The 26,190-nt window shown below is 69.8% G+C and carries 1 protein-coding gene (running past one end of the window); it reads left to right on the top strand.

Annotated elements, in window-relative coordinates; genetic code table 11:
- Positions 1 to 26,190, top strand: partial view of a non-ribosomal peptide synthase/polyketide synthase gene (locus SX243_05485; GenBank protein ID MDY7092412.1) — the 3' portion only. Its footprint begins 6,621 nt before the window's first position; only the last 26,190 of its 32,811 coding nucleotides appear in the window; the start codon falls outside the window, past its left edge; it ends in the stop codon at positions 26,188 to 26,190.

Genomic DNA, 26,190 nt, shown 5'->3' with positions numbered 1-26,190 from the left:
CCCCGGCTGGAGCTCGCCGCCCCGGGTGTCCACGGAGAAGCCCCGCGATCCGGAGCTGCCGGTCTCGGGCCCGCGGCTCTCTGCCATCCCCGCGCGGCGGCCTACGCCATCTATACCTCGGGCTCAACCGGGGAGCCCAAAGCGGTGGTGGTGGACCATGCCGCAGCGGCGGCCTACACCGTCGAGATGTCCCGTCAGTTGCAGCTCGGACCCGGCGACCGGATGCTGCAATTCGCTTCTCCGGGCTTCGACGTGGTGGTGGAGGAGGTGTTCCCGGCTCTCGCAGCCGGTGCCGCGGTGGTGGTGCCCGGTCGTGACCTCTTGCTGTCCACCACGGAGCTGGACCAGGTGCTCGCGGCGCATCGAGTCAGCGGGATGGAGCTGCCGGCGGCCTACTGGCAGCAGTGGGTGATGGCGCTGGCGGAGTCCGGCGAGAGCCCACCGCCGGATCTTCGCAGGGTCCTGGTGGGCTGCGAGCGGCCCGCCCCGGAGCAGCTCGCCATCTGGCGTGGCTGGGAGATACCCCTGCTCTACGTCTTCGGCCTGACCGAGACGACGGTGACCTCGACGATCTACCGTCTGAGCGCCGACGGATCCCTCGACTTGCCCATCGGCCGGCCGGTCGGTGGCAGCCGGGTCTACCTTCTCGATGTCCGCGGAGACCTGGCGCCGGTGGGTATTCAGGGTGAGCTCTTCATCGGAGGGACCGGTGTCGCCCGGGGATACCACCGGCGGCCGGCGCTGACCGCTGACCGCTTCCAGCCGGATCCGTTGGCCGCCGAGGTTGGGGCTCGACGGTACCGAACCGGAGATCTCGGTCGCTGGAGAGACGACGGCGAGCTGGAGTTTTTAGGGCGCAAAGATCAGCAGGTCAAGGTGCGAGGGTACCGGGTGGAGCTGGGGGAGATCGAGCACGCCCTGCTCGCTCTGCCGGAGGTGCGCGCCGCTGCTGTGTTGGCTTCATCGCGCAACCGCAGCCTGCGGCTGACGGCTTACGTCGTCCCGGCCACCGAGGAGGAGCTGGAACTGGGGCCGGCGCTGGCCTCGACGCTGCCGGCGTACATGATTCCCGGACGCTTCGTGCGTCTGACCTCGCTCCCCCTGACTCCCAGCGGCAAGATCGATCGCAAGGCTCTCGCCGAGCTTGGGGATTCCGCCGGTTCTCCGGATGCCGGTAGCGGCGAGCTCGTCGAGCAAGGCGCCGAGGCGCCGCGCAACGAGGCCGAAGCGAAGCTGGCGCAAGTGTGGTCGAAAGTGTTGGGAGTTCCCGCCGTCGGCATCCACGATGACTTCTTCCAGCTCGGCGGCGACTCCATCCTGTCGATTCAGGTGACCGCCCGGGCTCGACGGGAAGGGTTGGAGATCACTCCCCGTCAGATCTTCGAGCACCCCACCGTCGCGCAGCTGGCACAAGCGGCGGCCCGGGTCTCGGAGGAGGTGGCGGAGCGCCGAGAGATCTTCGGTGAGGTTCCCCTGTTGCCGATTCAGCGGTGGTATCTCGATCAGGCTCCCGACGAGCTAGAGCTCTTCCAGCTGCCGGTGCTGCTGGCTCTGACCGAGCGCTGGCGGCCGGGCGCTCTGGAAACCGCGTTGCGGGTCCTGGTCGAGCATCACGATGCCTTGCGGACCCGCTTTCGCCGGGGAGACGAGGGATGGAGCCAGGAGATTCTGCGTTCCGCCGAGACGCCGGTACTCCAGCCTCACGGTCCCCGGTTGCTCGAGGTCTACGATCTTTCCAGCCTGCAGCCGGAGGATCGCGAGACGGTGTTGATCGAGATCGGCGGGCGCTTGAAGCGCGGCCTCGACCTGGGAGCCGGGATCGTGTTCCGGGGGGTGCTCTTCGACTTCGGTCCCGAGGAGTCACAGCGGTTGCTGATGGTGGCCCACCATCTGGTCGTAGATACGGTGTCGTGGCAGATCTTGGTGATGGATCTGGTCGAGGCATACCGGCAAGCCGAGGCCGAAGTGCTCGGGGACGGCACTGCCGAGCCGGCCCTGCTTCCAAGGTCTACCTCCGTGCTCCAGTGGGCTGAAGATCTGCGGCGCTTCGTCGAGGAGGGAGGGTTGGAAGGAGAGGAAGCCTATTGGTCGTCGGCTCGGCGGCGGGCGGCGAGGTCGGTGCCGTTGGACCATCCGGACGGTGCGAATGTCGAAAGCAGCGATCGTACGGTGAGCAGCCGGCTGGATCCGGCGGTCACCGCGGCGTTGCTCTCGGAGCCGGCGCGGGTCTATCGCATGAACGTTGCCGAGGTGCTCTTGGCGGCCCTCGCCCGGGCGGTGAGCCAGTGGGCCGGCGCTGGGCCTCTGGTGGTGGATCTGGAAGGGCACGGTCGGGAGGAGATCCTCGACGGAGCGGACCTGTCGCGCACCGTCGGTTGGCTGGCGGCCATCTACCCGGTGCTCTTGGAGGCCGAAGGAGGCGAAGAACCCGGAGAGCTGCTGCCGGCGGTCAAGGAGCAGCTCCGGTCGGTGCCCGGCCGCGGGGGATTGGGCTGGGGGCTGCTGCGGAGCTATGGGCCGGAGCCGCTCCGCCAGGCCCTGGCAGAACAGCCACCGGCGCAGATCCTGTTCAACTATGTCGGTCAGCTCGACCGCGGCCTGGACTCCGACCTGCCCTTCCGGCTGCTCCTGGGAGAAGCCGGTGAGCCGCCGCAGACCGACGGCCCCCGGCCCTATGTCCTGGAGCTTGGCGCTTCGGTGACCGATGGTGCCCTGAGCGTCGACTGGAGCTTCAGCGAGAACCTTCACGACGAGTCCACCATCCGGGCTCTGGCAGACGCCTTCGAGACCTCTCTCCGCCAGCTGGTGGAGCATTGCCAAGGCTTGGAGAAGCCGGTTCTCACGCCCTCGGACTTCCCCCTGGCGGGCCTCGACCAAGGCGAGCTGGAGGGGCTCCTGGAGGGTTTGGAAGCAGGGCAGGAGATCGAGGATATCTATCCCCTGTCCCCGATGCAGCAGGGAATGCTCTTTCACAGCTTGGCGGAGCCGGACGACGGCCTGTACATGGCTCAGCTCACCGAGCAGACCGACTCTCTGGATCCCGGCACCTTCGTCCGCGCCTGGGAGTGGGTCATCCGCCGGCACGAGGCGTTGCGCAGTGGTTTTCACTGGCAGGGCTTGGAAAGGCCGCTACAGACCGTGTATCGATCCGCCACGCCCGAAGTGCGGGTCGTGGATTGGAGCTCGTTGCGCTCCGCGGATGCCGAGGTGGAGCTGAGGCGTTATCGGGAGCAGGATCGGCGCAGGGGATTCGACCTCTCCGTGCCGCCGCCTCTGCGCTTCCTGTTGGCCCGCCGCGGCGGCGACCGGTGGACGGTGGTCTGGAGCTACTACCAGGGCTTCTTCGATGGCTGGAGCATGCCTCTGGTGACGTCGGATCTGGAGCGTTGCTACGGAGAGCTGGTCGCCGTCCACCGGCCGCCGGAGCTCGCTCCGGCGCCGCCCTACGGCCGGTACATCGCCTGGTTGGAGGCCCGGGACCGGACGGCGGACGAAGCGTATTGGCGCGAGCGTCTGGCGGGCCTCACCGGGCCTACGCCCCTGGCGGTGGATCGTCCCGTCGCCGAGCCCCGCTACGGCAAGCGCTCCCGGCGGCTGCCGGCTGACTTCTGGGACCGGATTCAGGCCTTCAGCCAGCAGCAGCGGCTGACTCCGGCGGCGGTCTTCAACGGCGCTTGGGCCCTCCTCTTGAGCCGTTACAGCGGTCGCCGGGACGTGCTCTTCGGGGTCACGGTAGCCGGTCGGCCGCCGGAGATCCCGGACGTGGAGGAGATGGTCGGTCTGTTCATCAACACCCTGCCGCTGCGGGTCGAGGTGGAGCCTCGGGAGAGCTCCAGCGCCTGGCTGCAGCGAGTGCAGGGGGATCTGCTGGCGCTGCAGAGCCATGCGTCAGTGCCGCTGCAGAAGATCCAGTCCTGGAGCCCTCTGGGAGCGGGCCGAACGCTGTTCGAGAGCTACACCGTGTTCCAGAACCTGCCCTCCGATGCGGTTCACACCCCGAGCCAGGAGGATCCTTCCGCCGACGGGGATGCGGCGGAGGTGGAGGAGCGTTCCCATCTGCCGCTGGGGCTGGCGGTGCACCCTGGAAGGGACCTGTTGCTGGAAATCGAGCACGATGCCGGTCGCATCGGCGAGCCGAGGGTGGAGCGTCTTCTGGGGCATCTCGAGCGTCTCCTGGGCGGATTGACGGCGGCGTCCGGGGGCCTGCTGCGGGAGTTGTCGCTGCTCTCCGCCCCCGAGCGTCATCAACTGCGGGTGGAGTGGTCCCGGCCGCCGGCCCGGGAGGGGCACGGAGGGGAGGCGCCGGCCTCTGCCCTGGAAGAGATCCTGGCTTGGGGGCGGCGGTCTCCGGATCATCCGGCGCTGGTGGTCGAGGTCGCTGGCGGGACTCTGGAGATCAATTTCTCCCAGCTGTCCAAGCGGGTCGAATCGCTGGCGTCGGAGCTCAGGAGCCGAGGCGCCGGCCCGGAGACGGTGGTGGCGGTGACCGCGGGACGGGAGCCCGCTTTGGTGGTGGCGCTGCTCGCCGCACTGCGGGCGGAGGCTGCTTTCCTGCCCCTGGATCCGGCCCATCCTCCGGCTCATCGCCGAGGCCTGCTGGAGCGCAGCGGGGCGGGGCTCCAGGTGGTGGTGGGAGAGGATGGCGAAGAGGTCGCTCCGAGGGTGCCGGCGTTGTTCTTGGCGCCGGACGGCAGCCTTCTGGAAGGCTCCTCCAGCATCGGCACGGCCCCGGCGGTGCCGGTCCCGCCGGCAGGTTCTGAGTCCAGCAGCCTGGCGTATTTGATCTACACCTCCGGATCCACCGGCGAGCCGAAGGGCGTGGGGATCCCGCGGGGGGCGCTGGATTCCTACGTCGCGATGATGGTCCGCCGTCTTGGGCTCGGACCGGACGACCGGGTGCTGCAATTTGCTTCCCCGGCCTTCGACGTGGTGGTGGAGGAGGTCTTCCCGGTGCTGGCAGCGGGGGGGGCGGTGGTGCTGCCGGGGGAGGATCTGCTGCCCTCGGTGGAGCGGCTGGCGGAGCTGGTGGAGGCGTGGGGAGTGACGGTGATGGAGTTGCCGGCGGCGGTGTGGCAAATCTGGGTCGAGTCCTTGGGCGCCTCCGATGCCCGGCCGCCGGCGAGCCTGCGATGGCTGCTGGTGGGCTGCGACAAGCCAGCTCCGGGACCGCTGGCCCGCTGGCGCCGTTTCGGCGTGCCCTTGGCATACGTCTTCGGCCTGACGGAAACGGCGGTCACCAACGCCCTGCAGGTCGTGCCGCCAGGGGCACGCGAGCTGCCACCTCGGGAGCTAGAGGATCTGCCCATAGGCCGGCCCGTCGCCGGATCCCGGTTGCTGGTTCTGGGGCCGGGGGAGGAACCCGTTCCGGCAGGGGTGCCCGGTGAGCTCTACATCGCCGGGGAGTGCCTGGCCAGGGGCTACTTCCGTCGCCCCCGATGGACCGCCGAACGTTTCCTGCCCTGCCCGCTGGCGGCGGTGGCCGGCGATGGCTCCGCTGCCGGGGGTCACCGCATGTACCGCACCGGAGATCTGGGGCGGTGGCTCGACGACGGCCGGTTGGCTTTCCTGGGGCGCGTCGATCAACAGCTGAAAGTGCGGGGCTTCCGCGTTGAGCCCGGTGAGGTGGAGACGGTCTTGGGCGCCTTGGAGGGTGTCGAAGGCGCTGCAGTGAAGGCGGTTTCAGGCCCTGCCGGTGCCCGGCTGGCGGCCTACGCCGTGGTGTCTCCCGGTCGCGATCTGGACGCGGAGGCGTTGCGCCGGCAGCTGCGATCCCGATTGCCGGACCATCTGGTCCCCTCCTCTCTCCAGCTGCTGAGGGAGCTGCCGGTCACCGCCAACGGCAAGATCGATCGCGCGGCCCTGCCGGAACCCAGGGCCGACGGCACGGGAGAGGCCGAGGCTCCCCGGCCCGGCGCCGAGATGGCGGTGGCGAAGATCTGGTGCCAGGTGCTGGGAGTCGAGGAGGTTGCCCGGGAGGACGACTTCTTCGCCCTCGGCGGAGATTCCATCCTCAGTTTGCAGATTGTCTCGCGGCTGCGGCGGGACGGGTTGCGCATCACTCCTCGGCAGGTCTTCGAGCACCCGACGGTGGCGGAGCTGGCGGCGGCGGCCACGGTGGCGGAAGAGCAGCCATTGCAGCGTGGGCCGCAATCGGGCGCGGTGCCGCTGCTGCCGATTCAGCGCTGGTTCTTGGAAGCGGGATTGGAGTCGCCGACCCACACCAACGCATCGGTCTGTCTGCGCCCCCGGCGGCGCATCGAGGGGCGCCGGCTGGGGCAGGTCCTGGAGCGCCTGGTGCGGCGCCACGACGCCCTGCGGTTGGCGTTTCGTCGCGAGACCGGGAAAGGAGCCGAAGGGGGCTGGCATCAGGAAGTGCTGCCACCGGAGCTGGCGATCCCGTGGGCGACGGTGGATCTGCGAGCTTTGGCCGAAGGCTGGCGCAGGGGCCTGGAGGATGCCGCCTCGGCGCTGCAGGAGAGCTTCCGCCTGCACCGCCCGCCGCTGCTACGGGCGGTGCTCTTCGAGGTGCCCGGCGAGGATGCCGGCGACCAAGCCGAGCCGTCTGGTGGGGAGCAGCGGCTGGTGCTCATCGCTCATCATTTGATCGTCGACAATGTCTCCTGGCAGGTGTTGGCGGAAGACTTGGAGCTCGCTCTGCGGCAGCAGGAAGACGCGGAACCCGCCGAGTTGCCGCCTCTCACCACGTCCTTCCTGGATTGGAGCCGGCGGCTGCAGGAATTCACCGGGGCGGGGGGCTTCGAGGCGGAGATCCCCCACTGGCGATCCTGGGCCGCGGAGGCGCCGAGCCCGGTTCCGCTGGACTTCGAGGATGGCCTCAACACTCAGATCTCCGAGGACGCGGTGGTGGTCACTCTCGACGAGGAGCTCACCGCGGGCGTGCTGACGGACATCCCGGCGGTTGTGCGCACGCGCTTGGACGAGGTCTTGCTCACCGCTGTGGTCGAGGCCATCGGGGCCATGCCGGCGGGAGCAGAGCCCCTGGGCCGTCGGCTGTGGGTCGAGGTCGAAGGCCATGGTCGAGAGAGTCCCTTAGCCGAGCTCGATCTATCGCGTTCCATCGGCTGGTTCGCCACCCTCTGCCCGGTGCTCCTGGATCTGGAGGCGTGGTCTGAGCCGTTGGATGCGCTGACCACCGTCAAGGAGACGATGCGGACCATCCCATCTCGCGGTCTCGGCTTTGGCTGGTTGCGGGATTATGGGCCGGAGGAGGTGCGATCACGACTGACGGACATGCCGTCCCCGCCGCTCCTGTTCAACAACCTCGGACACCTGGGGACGACCGCCGGACCCGCGGCGGAAGCCGATGGGGAGGCCGGGGAGCAGGAGCCCGGCAGGACCCTCGAGGTGGTGCAGGAAGATATCGGCGACGAGTTCGGCGCCGGGGCTCTTCGCACCCACCTGTTGATCGTCGAGGCGGCTTCCTTCGAGGGCCGGATCGAGGTCTCTTGGCGCTACAGCCGGCAACTGCACCGCCGGCAGACCATCGAGAAGATGGCCGCGGGTTTCACCCGGGCGGTGGAGCGTCTGGTCGCCGAAGCGCGGGCCCTGGACGGGAAGCGTTGGTCACCGGTGGATTTCCCGCTCGCCCGGCTCACGCGGGGGGAGTTGGAGGGGCTGGTGGCGGCGCTGCCGGAAGAGGACGAGATCGAGGATGTCTATCCTCTCTCTCCCACCCAGGAGGGAATGCTCTTCCATGCCCTCTACGAGCCCCAGGGAGGAGACTACGTCGCCCAATCCAGCTATCGTTTCACTTCGGGGCTGGACATCGAGCGGTTCCGGCAGGCCTGGCAGCTGGTGGCCCGCCGCAATGCCGTGCTCCGGACTTCCTACCATTGGGAGGCCCTGCAGGGGCCGCTGCAGGTGGTCCACGCCACCGCCGAGATTCCAGTGCGAGTGGAGGATTGGCGGCATCTGGACGCCGACGGCCGCGCCGACGCCCTGGCCCAATACCTGGAGGAAGATCGCTTCGAGGGGTTCGATCTTTCCATGGCGCCGCTGCTGCGCTTTCTGCTGGTGCGCGAGACCGACACCGAGCACCGGATGGTGTACACCCTGCACCAGAGCATGGCCGACGGTTGGAGCATTCCCGAGCTCTTCAGCGAGTTCCTGGGGGTGTATTCAGCCCTCTCTGCGGGCCAGGCCCCGGACCTCACCGAACGGCGTCCGTACCGCGACTACATCGCGTGGCTTCAGCGCCAGGACCGCGAGGCAGCGCAGGCGTATTGGCAGAGCTCCCTGGCCGGTTTCCGCGCGCCGACGCCGCTGCCCCGGGGAGATGCCGGCGGCTCCTCTCGGCGCATCCACGCCGCCACCCACCGCCTCCTGCCGGCCGACGTCAAGGCGCGATTGGTGGCGGGAGCCCGCCGTCAGCAGGTGACCCTCAACACCCTCCTCCAAGGAGCCTGGGCGCTGGTGCTGGCCACCCACAGCGGTGAACGGGACGTGGTCTTCGGCGTCACCTTCTCCGGCCGGCCGCCGGAGCTCGAGGGGGTGGAGGAGATGATCGGCCTGTTTATCAACACCCTCCCCATGCGCGCGACGGTGCGTCCGGAAGCCCCCGTCGGAGAGTGGCTGCTGGACCTCCTGGAGCGCCAGATGGAGATGCAGCAATACCAATACGCTGCCCTGGCGGATGTTCAGCGCTGGAGCGAGGTCCCCAACGACACCTCCCTCTTCGATAGCTTCCTGGTCTTCCAGAATGAGGCCTTGGATCTTTCGAAGGTGGCGCCGGCCGACGGTCTGACGGTGGACGAGCCGGAGAGCGAAACCTCTGACGAGCGATCTCACTACCCGCTCAATCTGGTGGCCCATCCAGGGCCCGAACTCGGTTTGGAGATGGAATTCGATCAGGCCCGGCACACCACCGCCACCGTGCAGCGATTGCTGGGCCAGGTGGAGACCCTGATGCTGGAGCTGGCGGAGAGCGGAGGGCGGAAGCTGAGCCAGCTGCAGCAGCTGACGCCAGCGGAACGGCACCAGCTGGCCGTGGAGTGGTCCTCGGGGACACCGATGGGCCGGCGAGCGATGTCCCCGGCGGAGACCTTGGATCAGGTCTTCGCTCGGTGGGCCCGTAGGCGTCCCGAGGCGGTTGCCCTGAGCGACGAGTACGGCACCGTCACCTACGGTGAGCTCGATGGGTTGGCTACCCGCCTGGCTTGCGCCCTGGCCCGGAGGGGGGTGGAACCGGAGGTGTTGGTGGCGCTGTGCCTGCAGCGCAGCCGCTGGATCGTGGTGGCGATCCTCGGGGTGCTGCGCGCCGGAGGTGCTTATCTGCCCCTGGATCCGGACTATCCCGACGAGCGCCTGCGCTTCTGCTTGAAGGATGCCGGAGTGGAGGTCTTGATCACCGATCAGGCTACCCAAGGGAATCTGCCTCCCTTCTCGGGGGAGATTCTGCGGGCGGATTCCGAGGCCGACGAGGAGCCGGCGATCCCGCCGGGTCCGCTGCCGGCAGGCGGATCTGTCGACGCGTTGGCCTACCTCATCTACACCTCCGGCTCCACCGGCCGGCCCAAGGGTGTGGCGGTGACCCACCGGCAGGTCTCGAGCCTGTTTCGCGGCTGTGAGGAGATCTGCCGCTTCGGCCCCGACGATGTCTGGACTGTTTTTCATTCCTATGCCTTCGATTTCTCGGTGTGGGAGCTGTGGGGGGCGCTGCTCCACGGCGGCCGGGCGGTGATGGTGCCGTATTGGACCGCGAGGAGCCCGGAGGACTTCGGCCGCCTGCTGATAGAGGAGGGGGTGACGGTGCTCAGTCAGACGCCCTCCGCTTTCTATCCGCTGGTGGAGGCTCAGGCGGCGATCTCCGGCGAGTCATCCGATGCCCGGCGGGAGCCGGCGCTGCGCTACGTGGTCTTCGGAGGCGAGGCTCTCGACGTTGCGGCCCTCGGTCCCTGGTTCGAGCAGCGTGGGGATGAGCAGCCACGGTTGATCAACATGTACGGGATCACCGAGACCACCGTGCATGTCACCCATCGGTGGCTGACCCGCGAAGATTCCGCAGAGGCCGGAGGCAGCCCTATTGGCCGGCCCCTGCCTCACCTCCAGGTCTTCCTCCTCGACGCAGCGGGACGCCCGGTGCCGGAGGGAGCCCCGGGAGAGGTTTACGTCGGTGGAGCGGGTTTGGCCCGCGGCTATCTCGGGCGGCCGGCGCTGACGGCGGAGCGCTTCGTGCCTCACGGCTTCAGCACCGAGCCCGGTCTCCGGCTATACCGTTCCGGCGATCTGGCCCGCTGGCTTTCCCACGGAGAGCTGCAATACCTGGGGCGCCGGGATGATCAGGTACAGCTGCGGGGACATCGCATCGAGCTCGGAGAGGTCGAGGCGATGCTGGCTTCGCATCCGAAGGTGGCCCGGGGAGCGGCGGTAGTTCAACGGGCCGGCACCGAGAAGGCTCGGCTCGTGGCTTACGCGGTTCCGGCCACGGACCAGGATCTGCAAGCGGAAGATCTGCGCCTGTACCTGGGAGAGCGGCTACCCCCTGCCCTGGTGCCTTCGGCCATCCTTCAACTTCCCGAGCTTCCCCTGACACCCCACGGCAAATTGGATCGGCGGGCGCTGCCCCTCTTGGAGGCGATTCGGGAGGGTGAGAGGGTGGCGCCCCGAACGAAAACCGAGGAGGTAGTGGCGGCCGCGGTGAGCAAGTCCCTGGAGATCGAGGATCTCGGCGTGACGGACAATTTCTTCGCGCTGGGGGGCAATTCCATCCTGGCCATCCGTCTGGTGGCCTGGTTGCACCAGGCTCTCGAGGTCTCGGTTCCTCTATTTGAGATCTTCAACCGGCCGACGGTGGCCGAGCTCGCCGCTTTCATCGACGAAGAGAAGGCGAAGAACGCTAGGGAGGGACCGGCCACGGAGGAGGAGAGGGGCGAGAAGATGCTCAGAGGACCTCTGTCCTTCGTCCAGCAGAGGCTGTGGCTGAAGGAGCGCCTGCAGCCCGGTGGGGCGCTCTTCCAGGGAACCTGGCCGATCACCTTGGAAGGCCCCTTGGACGTGCAGACGCTACATCGGGCCCTGGGAAGGCTGATCTTCTCCCAGCCGTTGTTGGCGACGGTCTTCTTCATGGGGTCGGCGGGGCCCGTTCAGCAGGCCGCCGCCGCCGGAGCGGTGCGCGATCTGGCGGAGGCTCAGCGGGCGACCTTGCCCGTCCTCGATCTCGGAGGGCTGCCCCCGGAGATTGCCGAGGAAGAGCGACTCCGCCTCGGGAGGATCCAGAGTCTGGCTAGCTTGGACCTCGAGCAAGGCCCACCGCAGCGAGTGCGGCTATTCCGTCTGTCCCGGCAACGCCATTCCCTGCTGGTCACGCTTCATGGCACCGTGGCCGATGATCCCTCGGCCGCTGTCTGGATGCGGGAGTTGATCCGGCACTACAACCGCATTGGCCTCGGCGAGGAGTTTTTCGAGCGGCGCCGCTTCTTCTTTGCCGAGCAGGCGGCCGAGCAGCACTCCATGGCCACCAGCAGTGCCCTGGGCAGAGAGCAGGCCTACTGGCAGCAGCGGCTCGCCGGCTGGACGGGATCTTGGTCGCTCCCCGACGATCCTTCGGCTTCCCCGACAGACGAGGGTGTCCGGGTGCTTCGGCGGGAGCTCGATCGGGTGCATCTAGAAACGCTGTTCCCGAGCCCAAGGCGCGGTTCGATGGGATTGGCTTCCCTGGTTGCGGGGGTGCTGGGCCGGGTGCTGCAACGCCACGGCGCCACCGGGGATCTGGTTCTGGGTCTACTGGTGGATTGGCGCGAGGGGGAACAGGAAGAAGCTGTTCCGAAGCCCTTCATCGGTCCAGTGGAGCAGACGCTTCCGCTGCGCCTGGAGCTGAAACCGGAGAGCTCGCTGCAGGAAATCTGCGATCAGGCCAGGGCTCGTCTGATGGAAGACTACGAGCACCGGCAGCTGCCCTTCGAGCAGCTGGTGGATATGCTCTTTCCCACCCGTTCTCTGGACCTGGGACCTCTGCTGCCGGTGGCGTTCCGGATCCGGCGTTGGAGCCAGCGCCGGGCGAAGATCGGCGACCTGGAGGTGAGCCTCGGCGAGGCAATTCGCCGCCGGCAGGAATTCCACTGGCTATGGGATCTGGAGCTCGAGGAGGGGGGTGCCCGGATCGCTCTTCACTATCCGTCGGACCGCTTCTCGAGGGCGCGGATGGAGTCCGTGCTGGAAGATTTTCTCCGTCTTCTGACGGTCGCTGACGCCGAGGGTCCCGAGGATCCTCCCGGCGGCGGGACGGGCCCCGGCTCCGATGAGCATGAGGGTGAGGCCCATGGCGGAGGCGGCCCGCTGTCGTTCTCTCAGCAGCGAATGTGGTTCATCCAGCGACTGGATCCAGGGAGTGCCGCCTACAACCTGCCCATGCCCATGGCGGTGGACGAGGGCTTGGATCCGGTGGCCCTCTCCCAAGCCGTCGAGCAGTTGATCAAGCGCCAGCAGGTGTTGCGCACCCGCTTCGTGGAGATCGACGGTCAACTTTGGCAGGTGGTGGACCCCGCACCTGGCGGTCTGCTGCCGGTGGTGGACCTGCGCGGGCTGGGCAACCCCGAGGGCGAAGCCGAGGAGCTTCTAGGCCGGGAAGCGGCTCGGCCCTTCGACCTGCAGGACGAGCCGCCGCTACGGGTGCGGCTCCTACGGACCGCCGAGGATCGCTGGATCGTCGCCTTCAACCTGCACCATATCGCTGGCGACGGCTGGTCCATGGAAATCTTGCCCCGCGAGCTACTGGCGCTCTATCAGCAGGCGGTCACCGGGGAGCCCGCGGGGCTGCCGGAGCTTCCCGAGCAATATGCCGACTATGCCGCTCGTCAGCGGCGGGAGCTGTCCGGAGACCGGTTGGAGCGGGAGCTCGAATTCTGGCGGCGGGAGCTGGCGGAGGTGTCCCACACCCTCGACCTGCCCTTTGATCGCCCTCGGGAACCGGTGCCTTCCGTTACGGCGGGCGTCGCCAGCCGCGATCTATCCCCCGCCCTGGCTCAAGTGCTGCGGGACTTCAGCTTGCGGCAGCGAGCGACTCTCTTCCACACCCTGCTGGCGGCCTTCCACCTCCTCCTCGCCCGGCTCTCGGGGCAGCGCGAGCTGTGTGTCGGAACTCCCGTGGCCAATCGGGAGCGGCCGGAGGTGGAGCACCTGGTGGGCTTGTTCGTCAATACCTTGGTCTTGCGCAGCGATCTCGCCGGCGGTCCGAGCTTCGAAGAGTTGGTGCGGCGCACCCGCCGGCGGGTGATGGCGGCCCAGGAGCATCAGGGGCTGCCGTTCGAGAAGCTGGTCTTGGAGCTGGCTCCGGAGCGCTCGTTGCAGCAATCACCCCTGTTCCAGGTGATGTTCACTCTGGCGTACCGTCCACAGGAGGTGGCAAGGTCACGTGCAGGAGGCCCGGCCCGGCTGCGGCCGGTGGCCCCGGGGGAGGCCGCGGGGGAGGCCAAATTCGATCTCTCTCTCGAGGTGGCGGAACTGCCGCGGGTCCTGCAACTGCAGCTCGAGTACCGGCGCTCACTGCTCGATCAGACCACCGCGAAGCGTTGGCTGGGGTACTTCGAGAATTTTCTGCGGGCGGGCCTCGCCGCTCCTCGTAGCGACGTCTGGCAGCTCCCCCTGTTGAGCTCGCCGGAGCGTCACCAGCTGGTCTGGGAGTGGTCCGGGGAAGCGCCGCCTAGGGATGGCGAGGCCTTGGTGCCCCGCTTCCTGGCCTGGGCACGGCGGCGTCCCGAGGCCCCGGCGGTGGTGGCGGCGGACGGTACGGTGCTCACCTACGGCGAGCTGGAAAGCTGGTCGCGGAATCTGGCGGCGTTGCTGCGGGCTCGGGGTGTCGGTACCGAAGAGCCGGTGGCCCTGCTGGCGGAGCGCTCACCCGGGGCGGTAGCGGGGATCGTGGCGATCCTGCGCTCCGGTGGTTCCTATCTGCCGCTGGATCCGGAACAGCCCGCGGCGCGCCGGGCCTTCATGGCGGAAGACGCGGAGGCCCGTCTGGGACTGGCGGCGCCGGAGCTCGTGGACCTGGCGCAGGCGGAGCTTGGAGCGGTGAGCTGGATACCGCTGCTTGCCTCCGGCTCTGGGGTGGAGCCGGAGCTGGGGGGCACGACGATGGAGCTCGCCGCTGAGTTGGCTACCCGTGAGTCGGCTGCCGGCGATGTCCTGGCTTACACCATGTACACCTCCGGCTCGACGGGGCAGCCCAAGGGCATCGACATTCCGCAGCGAGCGGTGGCGCGGCTGGTGGTCGACACCGGCTATCTGGGCTTCGGGCCAGAAGAGCGCCTGGCCTTCGCTTCCAACCTCTCCTTCGACGCCTCCACCCTGGAGATCTGGGGCGCGCTGCTGCACGGAGCGAGCCTGGTGGTGGTGCCTCGGGAAGTGGTGCTCGACGCCGAGGGCCTGGGGGGGCGGCTCGAAGCTCACGGGGTGACCACCGTCTTCATGACCACCGCTCTGCTGCACCAGCTCGCGGCCCTCTCGCCCGCGTCCCTGGCGGGCGTCCGACAGGTGGCCTTCGGCGGCGAGACGGCAGATCCCGGGCGGGTACGGGCGATTATCAAGGCGGGGCCTCCGGAGCGTTTCCTTCACGTCTACGGCCCGACGGAGAACACCACCTTCAGCACCTTCTTCCCTCTCGGGGACGGGGCCCACGAGATCGCGCCGGATGCCGCCAGCATTCCCATCGGCAGCGCCCTCGCCCACAGCTCATTGCTGGTGCTGGACGGTTGGGGAGAACCGGCCCCTGTGGGCTGTGCAGGCGAGCTGTGCGTCGGCGGTACCGGCCTGGCCCGCGGCTACAGGCGCCGCCCGGCCCTCACCGCCGAGCGCTTCGTGCCCCATCCGCAGGCCGGCCGCTGGCCGGTGCCGCCGGGGGCGCGGCTCTATCGCACCGGCGACCGGGGGCGTTGGCTCGCCGCTGGAACAATCGATTTCCAGGGCCGGGCCGACCGCCAGGTGAAGATCCGCGGCTTCCGCATTGAGCCGGGGGAGGTGGAGTCGGTGCTGGTGGCCTGTCCGGCGGCGGCATCGGCGCTGGTGGAAGTGGTGGAGGACGAGGCCCAGGGGCGGCGATTGGTGGCTTATTGGGTGCCGGCGCAGGAGGAGGCCGACGAAGAGGCCTTGCGCTCCTGGGCCGAGGAGCGGCTGCCGGCCTTCATGGTGCCAGCGGCCTGGGTGCCGCTGGAGGAGTTCCCCCTCACCGCCAACGGCAAGGTGGACCGGCGGGCACTGCCGGTTCCGGAGGCGTTGACGGCAGCCGGCGGTGTCGCGGCCCGCATACCTCCGCGCACCGAGACCGAGGTGGCGGTGGCGGATGTTTGGCGACAGGTGTTGGGGATCCAGGAGCTGGGAGTGGAGGACGACTTCTTCCACCTCGGTGGCCACTCCTTGCTGGCCACTCGTCTGGTGATCGGGCTGCGCGGGAGCCTGGGCGTGGACCTGCCGCTGCGGACGGTCTTCGAGGCGCCGACGGTGGCGGGTCAGGCAGCTGCGGTGCAGGTCCTGCTCTCCGGCGAAGCGGTACCGGCGGCTCCGCTGAAAGCGTTGTCGGTCGGGGAGCGCGACCACCCCCTCTCCTTCGCTCAGCAGCGGCTGTGGTTCATCCAACGCTTGGATCCGGACAGCGCCGCCTACAACATGCCCATGCCCATCGAGATTGGCGAGGCACTGGTGCCGGCGGCGTTTTCGCAGGCGGTGGAGCGGCTGATGGAGCGCCAGCAAGTGCTGCGCACCCGATTTGTCGAGGTGGACGGAGAGCCTCGGCAGATGGTCGAAGAGGTGTCTCGGCAGGCGCTGCCGGTGGTGGATTTGGCGGGCTTGGGGGCGGCGGAGGAGGAAGAAGCTCGGCGGCTGCTGGGCCGGGAAGCGGAGCGGCCCTTCGATTTGGAGGCGGATCTACCGCTGCGCACCTGGCTGCTGCGCCGAGGCTCCGACAGCTGGGTCTTCGCCTTCAATCTGCATCACATCGCTGGCGACGGCTGGTCCATGGAGGTGCTGGCTCGGGAGCTGCAGGCGCTGTACCGGTCGGAGCTGACCGGGGGGCCGGCGGACCTCCCGGAGCTGCCGGTCCAATACAGCGACTTTGCCCGCTGGCAACGGCGGGAGCTCTCCGGAGAGCGACTGGAACGGGAGCTCGGCTTCTGGCGCCGGCAGCTGGAGGGGCTGCCGGCGATGCTCGAGCTGCCCTTCGATCGTCCCCGCCGGGCCGAGCCCGCCCCCGAAGGCCGGATCTTGGCAGCGGACCTGCCGCGGTCGGTGAGCGAAGGTCTGCGGCAGCTGGGAAGTGGTCTGCATGCCACCCTTTTTCACACCCTGCTGGCGGCTTTTCACCTGCTGCTGGCACGGCTCTCCGGCCAGCGGAATGTGTGCGTCGGGATTCCCTCCGCCAACCGGGACCGGCCCGAGGTAGAGCATCTGGTGGGCTTCTTCGTCAACACTCTCGTGCTGCGCAGCGAGCTCGCCGACGGTCCCGGCTTTTCCGAGCTGGTGCAGCGCACCCGCCGCCGGGTGGTGAAGGCCCAAGATCATCAAGACCTTCCCTTCGAGAAGCTGGTGGAGGAGCTGGCTCCGGAGCGCTCGCTGCAGCAATCGCCGCTCTTCCAGGTTATGTTCACCGTCGAGCACGGCGCCTCGGAGCCGGATGCCGAGACTCCCGGAGATCCCGACGGTGCCACCCGGCGATCGTCGGAGGGACGCGTAGGAGCGGTGAAGTTCGATCTCTCGGTAGAGATCTCGGAGGAGCCCCAGGGACTCCGGGTGACCTTCGAGTACCGCCGCTCGCTGCTCGACCTCACGACCGTGAGCCGCTGGCTCGGCAGCTGGGCGGTGCTCCTGCATCACGCTCTGGAGGAGCCGGAACAGGATGTTTGGCGCCTGCCCCTGCTGAGCGCCGCGGAGTGCCACCAGCTGGCGCTGGAGTGGTCCGGGGAGGCGCCGTCGTGGCAGGCTGAGGGCGTTTGGGGGAAGGACGGGTTGGTCGGCCGTTTCCTGTATTGGGCGCGGCGGGGTCCTGAGGCTCCGGCGGTGGTGGCGGCGGACGGTGCGGTACTCACCTACGGCGAGCTGGAGCTCTGGTCCGGCGCCTTGGCGGCGGAGCTTCTGGCCCAGGGCCTGGCGCCGGAGGAGCCGGTGGCCTTGCTGGCGGAGCGCTCGCCGGCGGCGGTGGCGGGGATTCTGGCGATCCTGCGCGCCGGCGGTGCCTACCTGCCCCTGGATCCGGAGCAGCCGGCGCCGCGGCGGGCCTTCATGGCCGAGGACGCCGGTGCCCGCCTGGGGTTCTTCGATGCGGGTCTGGTCAGCGGCAACGGGCTCCAGGAGGAGCTCGGCTCGCTGCGATGGCTACCCCTTCGAGCCCTCGATGCAGGGCCGGAGCGGGCGCCGGAGCTCGACGCCGGTGCCCAGCCGACGGGCGCCCTGGAATCCGGCGACGCCCTGGCCTACACCATGTACACCTCCGGCTCCACCGGCCGGCCCAAGGGCATCGACATCCCCCGGCGGGCGGTGGCGCGGCTGGTCCTCGATACTGGCTACCTGCGCTTCGGGCCGGAGGAGCGGCTGGCCTTCGCCTCCAACCTCTCCTTTGACGCCTCCACCCTGGAGATTTGGGGCGCCCTGCTCCACGGAGCGAGCCTGGCGGTGGTGCCGCGGGAGGTGGTGCTCGACGCCGAGGGGCTGGGCGCCAACCTCGCGGCCCGGGGAGTGACCACCGTCTTCATGACCACCGCCCTGCTGCACCAGGTGGCGTCTCTGGCTCCGGCGTCCCTGGCGGGGATTCGGCAAGTGGCCTTCGGCGGCGAGACGGCGGATCCCCGGCGGGTGCGGGAGATCCTCCGGGCGGCACAGCCGGAGCGCTTCCTCCACGTCTACGGCCCGACGGAGAACACCACCTTCAGCACCTGGTCGAAGATCCAGGAAATCCCGCCGGAGGCCGACACCGTACCCATCGGCCGCGCGCTGGACCACAGCTCGGTATGGGTGCTTGACCGCTTTGGCGAGCTCGTCGTTGCGGGCGTCCTGGGGGAGCTTTGCGTCGGCGGTGCCGGCCTGGCTCGAGGCTATCGCCGCCGCCCGGCTCTCACCGCCGAATGCTTCGTGCCCCATCCCATGGCCGGCCGTGGGCCGGTACCGCCGGGAGCGCGGCTCTATCGCACCGGTGACCGGGCGCGCTGGCTCGCCGCCGGAGAGATCGACTTCCAGGGCCGTGCCGACCGCCAGGTGAAGATCCGCGGCTTCCGCATCGAGCCCGGGGAGGTGGAGTCGGTGCTGGCGGCCTGCCCGGCGGCAGCCTCGGCGGTGGTGGAAGTTGCGGAGGACGGCACCCGGGGGCGGCGGCTAGTGGCCTATTGGGTGCCCGCCGGTGCCGAGGGCACCACCGACGGCGACCACCGCGACGAGGAAACGGCCCTGCAGCGCTGGGCCCAGGAGCAGCTGCCGGCCTACATGGTGCCGTCGGCGTGGGTGCGTCTGGACGAGCTGCCCCTCACCGCCAACGGCAAGGTAGACCGCCGAGCGCTGCCTGCTCCGGATCATCCGTCGGAGGCCGCCCTCGTCGCGCCCCGGACGCCGTTGGAAGAATCGGTGGCGGCGGTGTGGCGGGAGGTGCTGGGAGTCGAGGCGGTGGGGGTGGCGGACGACTTCTTCGCTCTCGGCGGCCACTCCCTGCTGGCGACCCAGGTAGTCTCCCGCCTGCGTTCTCGGTTGGGAGTGGAGCTGCCGCTGCGCGCCGTCTTCGAGGCACCGACGGTGGCGGAGCAGGCGGCGGTCATCGCCGAGCTGGAGAGCGGCCGCCTCGGCAGCGCTCCGCCGCTGGAACCGGCGCCTCGGGATCGCCCCCTGCCGCTCTCCTTCGCTCAGCAGCGTCTGTGGTTCCTCGACCAGCTGGATCCCGGCAGCATCGCCTACAACATGCCCTTCGGTCTCCGCCTACGGGGGCCGCTGGCGGTGGAGAGCCTGCACGCTGCCCTGAGCGAGGTCGCCCGGCGCCACGAGGTGCTGCGCACGGCGTTCGAATCTGAGGCCCTTGAGGCAGGCGAGGAAGAACCCGTCCAGCGGGTGCTGGCGCCGGCGCCGGTGGCTCTGCCGGTGGTGGACCTTTCTACTCTTTCCCGGCAGTCGGGTCTTTCCCGGTACTCGGGCTCCAGCCCGGGCGCCGACGCCGAGGATGCGGTGCAGGCCTTGGCGTCGGCGGAAGCGGCGCGGCCCTTCGATCTGCGGCGGGGGCCGGTGCTGCGCACGCGCCTGCTGCGGCTGGCGCCGGAGGAGCACGTGCTCCTGCTGACGCTGCACCACATTGCTGGCGACGGTTGGTCCCTGGAGGTGTTGACCACGGAAATGACCGAGTTCTACGCTGCCGCCCTCGCCGGCCGGCGTCCCTCGCTGCCGGATCTGCCGGTGCAATACGGCGATTACGCGGTGTGGCAGCGGAGCTGGCTGCAGGGGGAGGTGCTGGAGGCGGAGCTGGAGCATTGGCGCCGGCGCCTGGCGGATGCGCCGCCGCTGCTGGAGGTGCCCACGGATCACCCCCGCCGGCCGCTGCCGGAGCGCCGGGCGCGGTCGGTGGAACTGAGCTTTGGGGAGGGCTCCGAGGCGCGGCTGGAACAGCTGGCGCGGGAGCTGGAGGCGACCCCCTTCACGGTGTTGCTGGCGGCGTGGATCGGCTTCTTGGCGCGGCTTGCGGGGCAGCGGCGGGTGAGCGTCGGCACGCCGGTGGCGGGGCGCAGCCGGCTGGAGCTGGAGCCCCTGGTGGGCTTTTTCGTCAACACCCTGGTGATCAGCGTCGAGGCGCCCGCCGAGGACAGCTTCCGGCGGCTGGTGACGGCGGTGCAGGGAGCGATGCTCGACGCCCAGGAGCACGCCGAGGTGCCCTTCGAGCGCTTGGTGGAGGAGCTGGTGCCGGAGCGCAGCCTGAGCCACACGCCCCTCTTCCAGGCCTTCTGCGCCTTCTACCAGGGCCGCGGAGGGCAGGGAGAGGCGTCTTCCGGCGACGGTTTCCGGGGTCTCGGCGAGCTCGGCCTCGAACCGCTGATGGACGCCTCGACGGCGCCGGCGAAATTTGATCTCAGCCTCTATCTCGGCGGTGGCGACGGTGGTCCAGAGGCCACTCTGGAGCTCACCGCGGAGCTCTTCGACGCCACCACCGCCGGCCGCTGGGGCGGGCAACTGGAGCGTTGGATCACCGCCGCCCTCGACCGCCCCGAGACACCGCTGGCGGAGCTGCCGCTGTTGAGCCCGGCGCAGAGCCAGCAGCTGACGGTGGAATGGCCCTCGGCGCCGTCCGTCCGCCGAGACTGGTTCTCGCCGGTGGAACCGTTCCTGGAGCAGGCCCGGCGCCAGCCGGAGGCGCCGGCGCTACGCTGGGGCGAGACCCTGATTCGCTACCGCACCCTGGAGGAACGGTCCCGCGCCCTGGCCGTGCAGCTACGGCGGCTGGGGGTGGGGCCGGAGGTGCCGGTGGCGGTGTGCCTGCGGCGCACCCCGCGGCTACCCATGGCGCTGCTGGCGGTGTGGCGCGCCGGTGGCGCCTATGTGCCGCTGGATCCGGAGTACCCCGAGGCGCGGCTGCGCTTCATGTTGGAAGACTCGCAGGCGGCGCTGGTGCTCACGGAGAGCGCCATCGAGGCTTGCCTGCCGCGGGATTTCTCAGGCCGGCGCTTGCTCCTCGACCGAGAGCTCGACTGGCTCGCTCCGATAGAGGAGGGCGAGGGTTTGTATCTGCGGTTGCCGCGCCCCGAGCAGCTGGCCTACCTGATCTACACCTCCGGTTCCACCGGCCGGCCCAAGGGCGTGGCCATTGAGCACGGCAGCGCGGCGGCGCTGCTGGCCTGGGCGGTGGAAACCTTCTCCCGAGAGGAGCTGGCGGTGACCCTGGCGGCGACCTCGGTGTGCTTCGACCTCTCGGTTTTCGAGCTCTTCGCACCGCTGGCGGCGGGGGGCTCGGTGCTGCTGGTGGACGACGCTCTGGCTCTCGGGCAGCTATCCTCGGAAGCGCCGCCGACCCCGATCAACCCGAACCTGGTCAACCCAACCCTGATCAATACCGTGCCGTCAGTGCTGGGAGAGGTGCTGGCGCAGGTTTCGAGGGCCGGTGGCGGGCTTCCGGCGTCGGTGGCCACCGTCAACCTCGCCGGTGAGGCGCTGCCGGCGGATCTGGTGGCGCGGCTGCGGGGCGAGCCCGGGGTGCGGCGGGTGCTCAACCTCTACGGTCCGTCGGAGGACACCACCTATTCCACCGCCGCGGAGGTGTTGGGGGATAGTGCCCCACCGTCCATCGGCCGCTCGGTGACGGGCAAGCGGGCGCGGGTGCTGCCGGTCGGCGGAGCCCTGGTCGGTGGCGCTGGCGCCGAAGTTCCCCTGGGAGCCGCCGGCGAGCTCTATCTGGGCGGCGCCGGCCTCGCCCGTGGCTATTGGCGGCGGCCGGGTCTCACCGCCCAGCGCTTCCTCCCGGATCCTGCGGCGGGGGTCACCGCCGCCGCCGGCGCTCGCCTCTACCGCACCGGGGACCGGGTGCGCTGGCGCCGCGACGGGGCGCTGGAATATCTCGGCCGCCTGGACGATCAGATCAAGCTGCGGGGCTTCCGCATCGAGGTGGGAGAAGTGGAGGCGGCTCTGCGCGCCCATCCGCAGGTGGCGGATGCGGCGGTGGCGGCGGTGGATGCCACGCCGGGTGGCGCGGATCGCATCCTGGGAGCCTGGTTCAAGGTCGCGTCGGTAGAGGCCTCCGGCGAGGAGTCGCCGGCGGAAGAGTCACTGGCGGAGGAGCTGCGCCGCTGGCTGGCGGAGCGCTTGCCCTCCCATCTGGTGCCCCAGCGGCTGTGGCCGGTGGCGGCGTTGCCCCTCACCGCCAGCGGCAAGCTCGACCGCGGCGCCCTGCGGCCGCCGGAGGAGGATCGCCGATCCAGCGGCTCCGGCGGACCGCCCCAGGGGGAGCTGGAAGAACGCTTGGCGACGCTTTGGCGAGACGTGCTGGCTCCGGCAGCTTCGGAGTCGGCGCGGCTGGGCCGCCACGATGACTTCTTCACCCTCGGCGGCCACTCTTTGCTCGCGGTGCGCTTGATCGGTCGCATCGGCCGCGAGCTGGGGGTGGACCTGCCTCTGCGGGCGGCTTTCGAAGCTCCCACCGTGGCGAGTCTCGCCGTGCGCATCCGGGAGGTGGGGACCGAGAGCTCTGCTCCCCCCATAGTTCCCGTTCGTCGGGACCGCCCACTGCCTCTCTCCTTCGCCCAGCAGCGGCTGTGGTTCCTGGACCGGCTGGAGGGCGGTGGCAGTACCTACAACATGCCGCTGCCGATGCCGCTGGACGAGGAATTGGTGCCGGAGGCCTTGCACCGGGCGCTGGACGGCCTGGTGCGCCGCCACGAGGTGCTGCGCACCCGCTTCGTCGTCATGGACGGAGAACCGCGGCAAGTGGTGGAGCCGGCGAGCTCCCGCTTTGGGCACTCCAGCGCCTTGCCGCTGCCGGTGGTGGATCTGCGGCGGCTCGCCGGTGCCGGAGAGGCCACGGCCCGGCAGCTCGCCGCGGCGGAGGCGGAGCGCCCCTTCGACCTCGCTGCGGATCCGCCGTTCCGGGCCTGCCTCGTACGCTTGGGTGCGAGAGGCGGAGAGAGCTCTTGGCTGGGCCTCTTCAACCTCCATCACATCGCCGGCGACGCCTGGTCACTGGAGATCCTGGAGCGGGACCTGCGGGAGCTCTACTCTGCTGCCCTGCAGCGGCGGCAGCCCCAGTTGCCGGACCTGCCGGTGCAATATGGCGATTACGCGGTGTGGCAGCGGAATCTGCTGCGCGGAGAGCGGCTAGAGGCGGAGCTGGACTTCTGGCGCCGGGAGCTGGCGGAGGTGCCGCCGGTCCTCGAACTGCCCCATGACCGCTCGTCCTCCGGCCTGCCGTCGCCGGAGGCGGCGGTAGTTTCCCGCCGGCTGGGGGAGGAAGCGCTCCAGGGTCTGAGGACCGTCGCCCGCCGTCATCACGGCACCCTCTTCGGCTCTCTGGTGGCCCTTACCCACCTGTGGTTGGCGCGGCTCTCGGGCCAGCCGGTGGTGGCCGTCGGTGCGCCGGTGGCCAATCGCCAGCGCGGCGAGGTGGCGGACCTGCTGGGCTTCTTCGTCAACACCCTGGTGCTGCGCAGCGATCTGGCGGACGGTCCGGGCTTCGATGAGCTGGTGCGGCGTACCCAGCATCGGCTGTTGGAGGCCCAGAGCCACCAGGAGCTGCCCTTCGAGCGCCTGGTGGAGGAGCTGGCGCCGGATCGCAGCCTGGAGCACACGCCGCTCTTCCAGGTTTCGCTCACCTTCCATCCGCGGGATCCCAGTTCTCTGGCTTCCAGGCCGGAGCCGTCCGGAGCCGATTCCGAGGCCGAGGCTGCTGCTGCGGCGGCGAAATTCGATCTCATGATCGAGGTGCGGGAGCGGGCAGACGGTCTGCGGATTGACGTGCAATATCGCAAGGCCTTGTGGCAAGACGAGACCCTGCGCAGCTGGGGGCGTAGCCTGGAGACCCTGCTGGCCGGAGCGCTGGCGGCGCCGGAGACCGACGTCTGGAGCCTCCCGCTGCTGACCCCGGAGGAGCGGCACCAGCTACTCGTCGAGACCAGTGGCGAGACGCCGGCCTGGCCCAAGCCGGGGTTGGCGCCGGGGCCGGTGTCTGCCTTCCTGGCCTGGGTCCGCAAGGCGCCGGCGGCCCCGGCGGTGGTCTCGGAAGACGGTGGCGTCCTCACCTATGCCGAGCTGGAGACCTGGTCCGGAGCGCTGGCCCGGCGGCTGCGGGATCTGGGGGTGGCTGCGGAAGAGCCGGTGGCCCTGCTCGCCGAGGGCAGCGCCGCGGCGGTGGCGGGAATCCTGGGCATTCTCCGCGGCGGCGGTGCCTATTTGCCGCTGGACCCCTCCTACCCGCCCCGGCGGCTGGCGGCGATGGTGGAGGACGCCGGGGCGACCAAGGTCCTGGTGGCCGAAGAGCTCGAAGAGGCGGCGTCACCGTGGCTCGCCTCCGCGCGATTGGCGGTGATCGGCCTGGCGCCGCGGCCGCCCGCCGGTCGCAGCCATACCGGGGATGCCGGCGATCTCGGAGAGCGCTTCCAGGATCCACCGGAGAATCCCGGCGGTCTGGCCTACATCATGTACACCTCCGGCTCCACCGGCCGGCCCAAAGGAGTGGAGATCGAGCGCCGGGGGGTGACGCGGCTGGTGTTGGAGACGGACTACTTGCACTGTGGGTCGGAGCAGCGTTGGTCGCTGATGTCCAACCTCGCCTTCGACGCCTCCACCTTCGAGCTTTGGGGGGCGCTGCTTCACGGCGGCAGCCTGGCGGTGATCCCGCGATCGTCGGTGCTCGACGTGGAGGGGTTGGGGGACCATCTCCGCCACCGCGGGGTTACCTCCGCCTTTCTCACCACCGCTCTCTTGCACCAGGTGGCGCAGCTGGCACCGGGTTCCTTGGCGGGGCTCCAGCAGGTCGTTTTCGGCGGCGAGGCGGCGGATCTTCGTCGCCTGCGGTCGATCCTGGCGGCGGGAGCGCCGGAGCGGCTGGTCAACGCCTATGGCCCGACGGAAAACACCACTTGCAGCACGGCCTTCTCCGTTCATGAGTTGGCTCCCAAGGCAGCTACTGTTCCCATCGGCCATCCCATTGCTCACAGCTCGGCTTGGGTGCTTGATGCCCGTGGGGCTGCGGTGCCCACCGGTGTGGTGGGAGAGCTCTTCGTCGGCGGCGCCGGTCTGGCCCGCAGCTATCGGCACCGACCGGCCCTCACAGGCGAGCGCTTCGTCCCTCACCCGCGGGCCGGTGAGGGTCCGGTAGCGGCGGGGGCGCGGCTCTACCGAACCGGCGACCGGGCGCGGTGGACGGTCTCCGGGGAGATGGAGTTCTTCGGCCGGCGGGACCAACAGGTGAAGATCCGCGGCCACCGCATCGAGCCTTTGGAGACCGAATCGGTCCTTGCCGCCTGTCCTGAGGTGGCCGCGGCGGCGGTGGTGGTCCGGATGGTGGCGGGAGCCGGACCGGAGCTGGTGGCCTATTGGGTTCCGGTGGATGAGGAAACGGGGGAAGAGCTACGCCCCCAGCGCTGGCTCGAGGAGCGGCTGCCGGCCTACATGCTGCCGTCGCTGTGGGTGCGATTGTCGGAGCTGCCCCTCACTGCCAACGGCAAGGTGGACCGTCGGGCACTGCCAGCGCCGCAGCGCCAGGGGAGCATCGCCCGCCCGCCCCAGGGACCGGTCGAGGAGGCTCTGGCGGAGATCTGGGGCGAGCTTTTGGGGCTCGACGAGGTGGGGGCCGAGGACGATTTCTTCGCTCTCGGCGGTCACTCTCTGCTGGCGGCCCAGGTCACGGCCGAGGTTCGCCGGCGGTTGGGCCTCGAGCTCTCGCTCCAGGCCTTCTTCGAGACGCCTACCGTCGCCGCTCTGGCGCGGCGCTTGTCCGGCGAGGACCAGCCTCCCGGCACCTCCTTGGTAGCGCTCAGCTCCGGGCCTCTGCAGACGGGGCCTGAGGACAAGGCGCCGCCGGTGTTCTGGATCCACGCCGCCACCGGCCTGGCCCAGGCCTATCGTCCCGTGGCGCGGGCGCTGGAAGATGTCGGAGCCCATTGGGGCGTCCAGGCCCGGGGCCTCGACGGCGAGCAGCCGGCCCGCAGCATCCCGCAGATGGCCACCGCCTACCTGGAGGAGATCCGCCGGGCGCAGCCCATCGGGCCTTACCGGCTTGTGGGCTGGTCCTTGGGCGGGGTCGTGGCCTTCGAGATGGCCCGCCAGCTCCGCGCTGCCGGGGAGACGGTGGAGCCGCTGGTGCTACTGGATTCGGTGCTCGGCGCGGTGAGCCGGGAGGAGCTGGCCGACGAAGCTCTGATGGTCAGCTCCTTCGCCGCCCACCTGGGCCTGCCGGCGCCCAAGTCTTGGGTGGGTGATCCGCTGGAGGCCCTTCTCCAGGACGCCGAGGCGGGCGGTCTGTTCCCTCGACCGACCCTGGAGCGCCTCTTCGCCGTCTATCGGGCCTGCCTCGATGCGCTGGCGAGCTACGACCCGGGATCCCTCGATGGCTCTCACCGCGGAACCGTGTACCTGCTGCAGGCCTCGGAGCCAGTGGATGCGCCGGCGGAGCACAGCTGGCGGCGCTTGCCGGGGCTCGATCTTCGCGTCGAGGAGCTCCCCGGCGACCACTTCGGGCTGCTGGCGGAGGAGAACCTGCCGGTGCTGGTGGAGAGGTTGCGGCGGCTGTTGGGAGACTGA

The sequence above is a fragment of the Acidobacteriota bacterium genome (assembly GCA_034211275.1).
Lineage (GTDB): Bacteria > Acidobacteriota > Thermoanaerobaculia > Multivoradales > JAHZIX01 > JAGQSE01.
The sequence above is the reverse complement of the archived record's forward strand: the minus strand, read 5'-3'. Positions and strand labels throughout refer to the sequence as shown.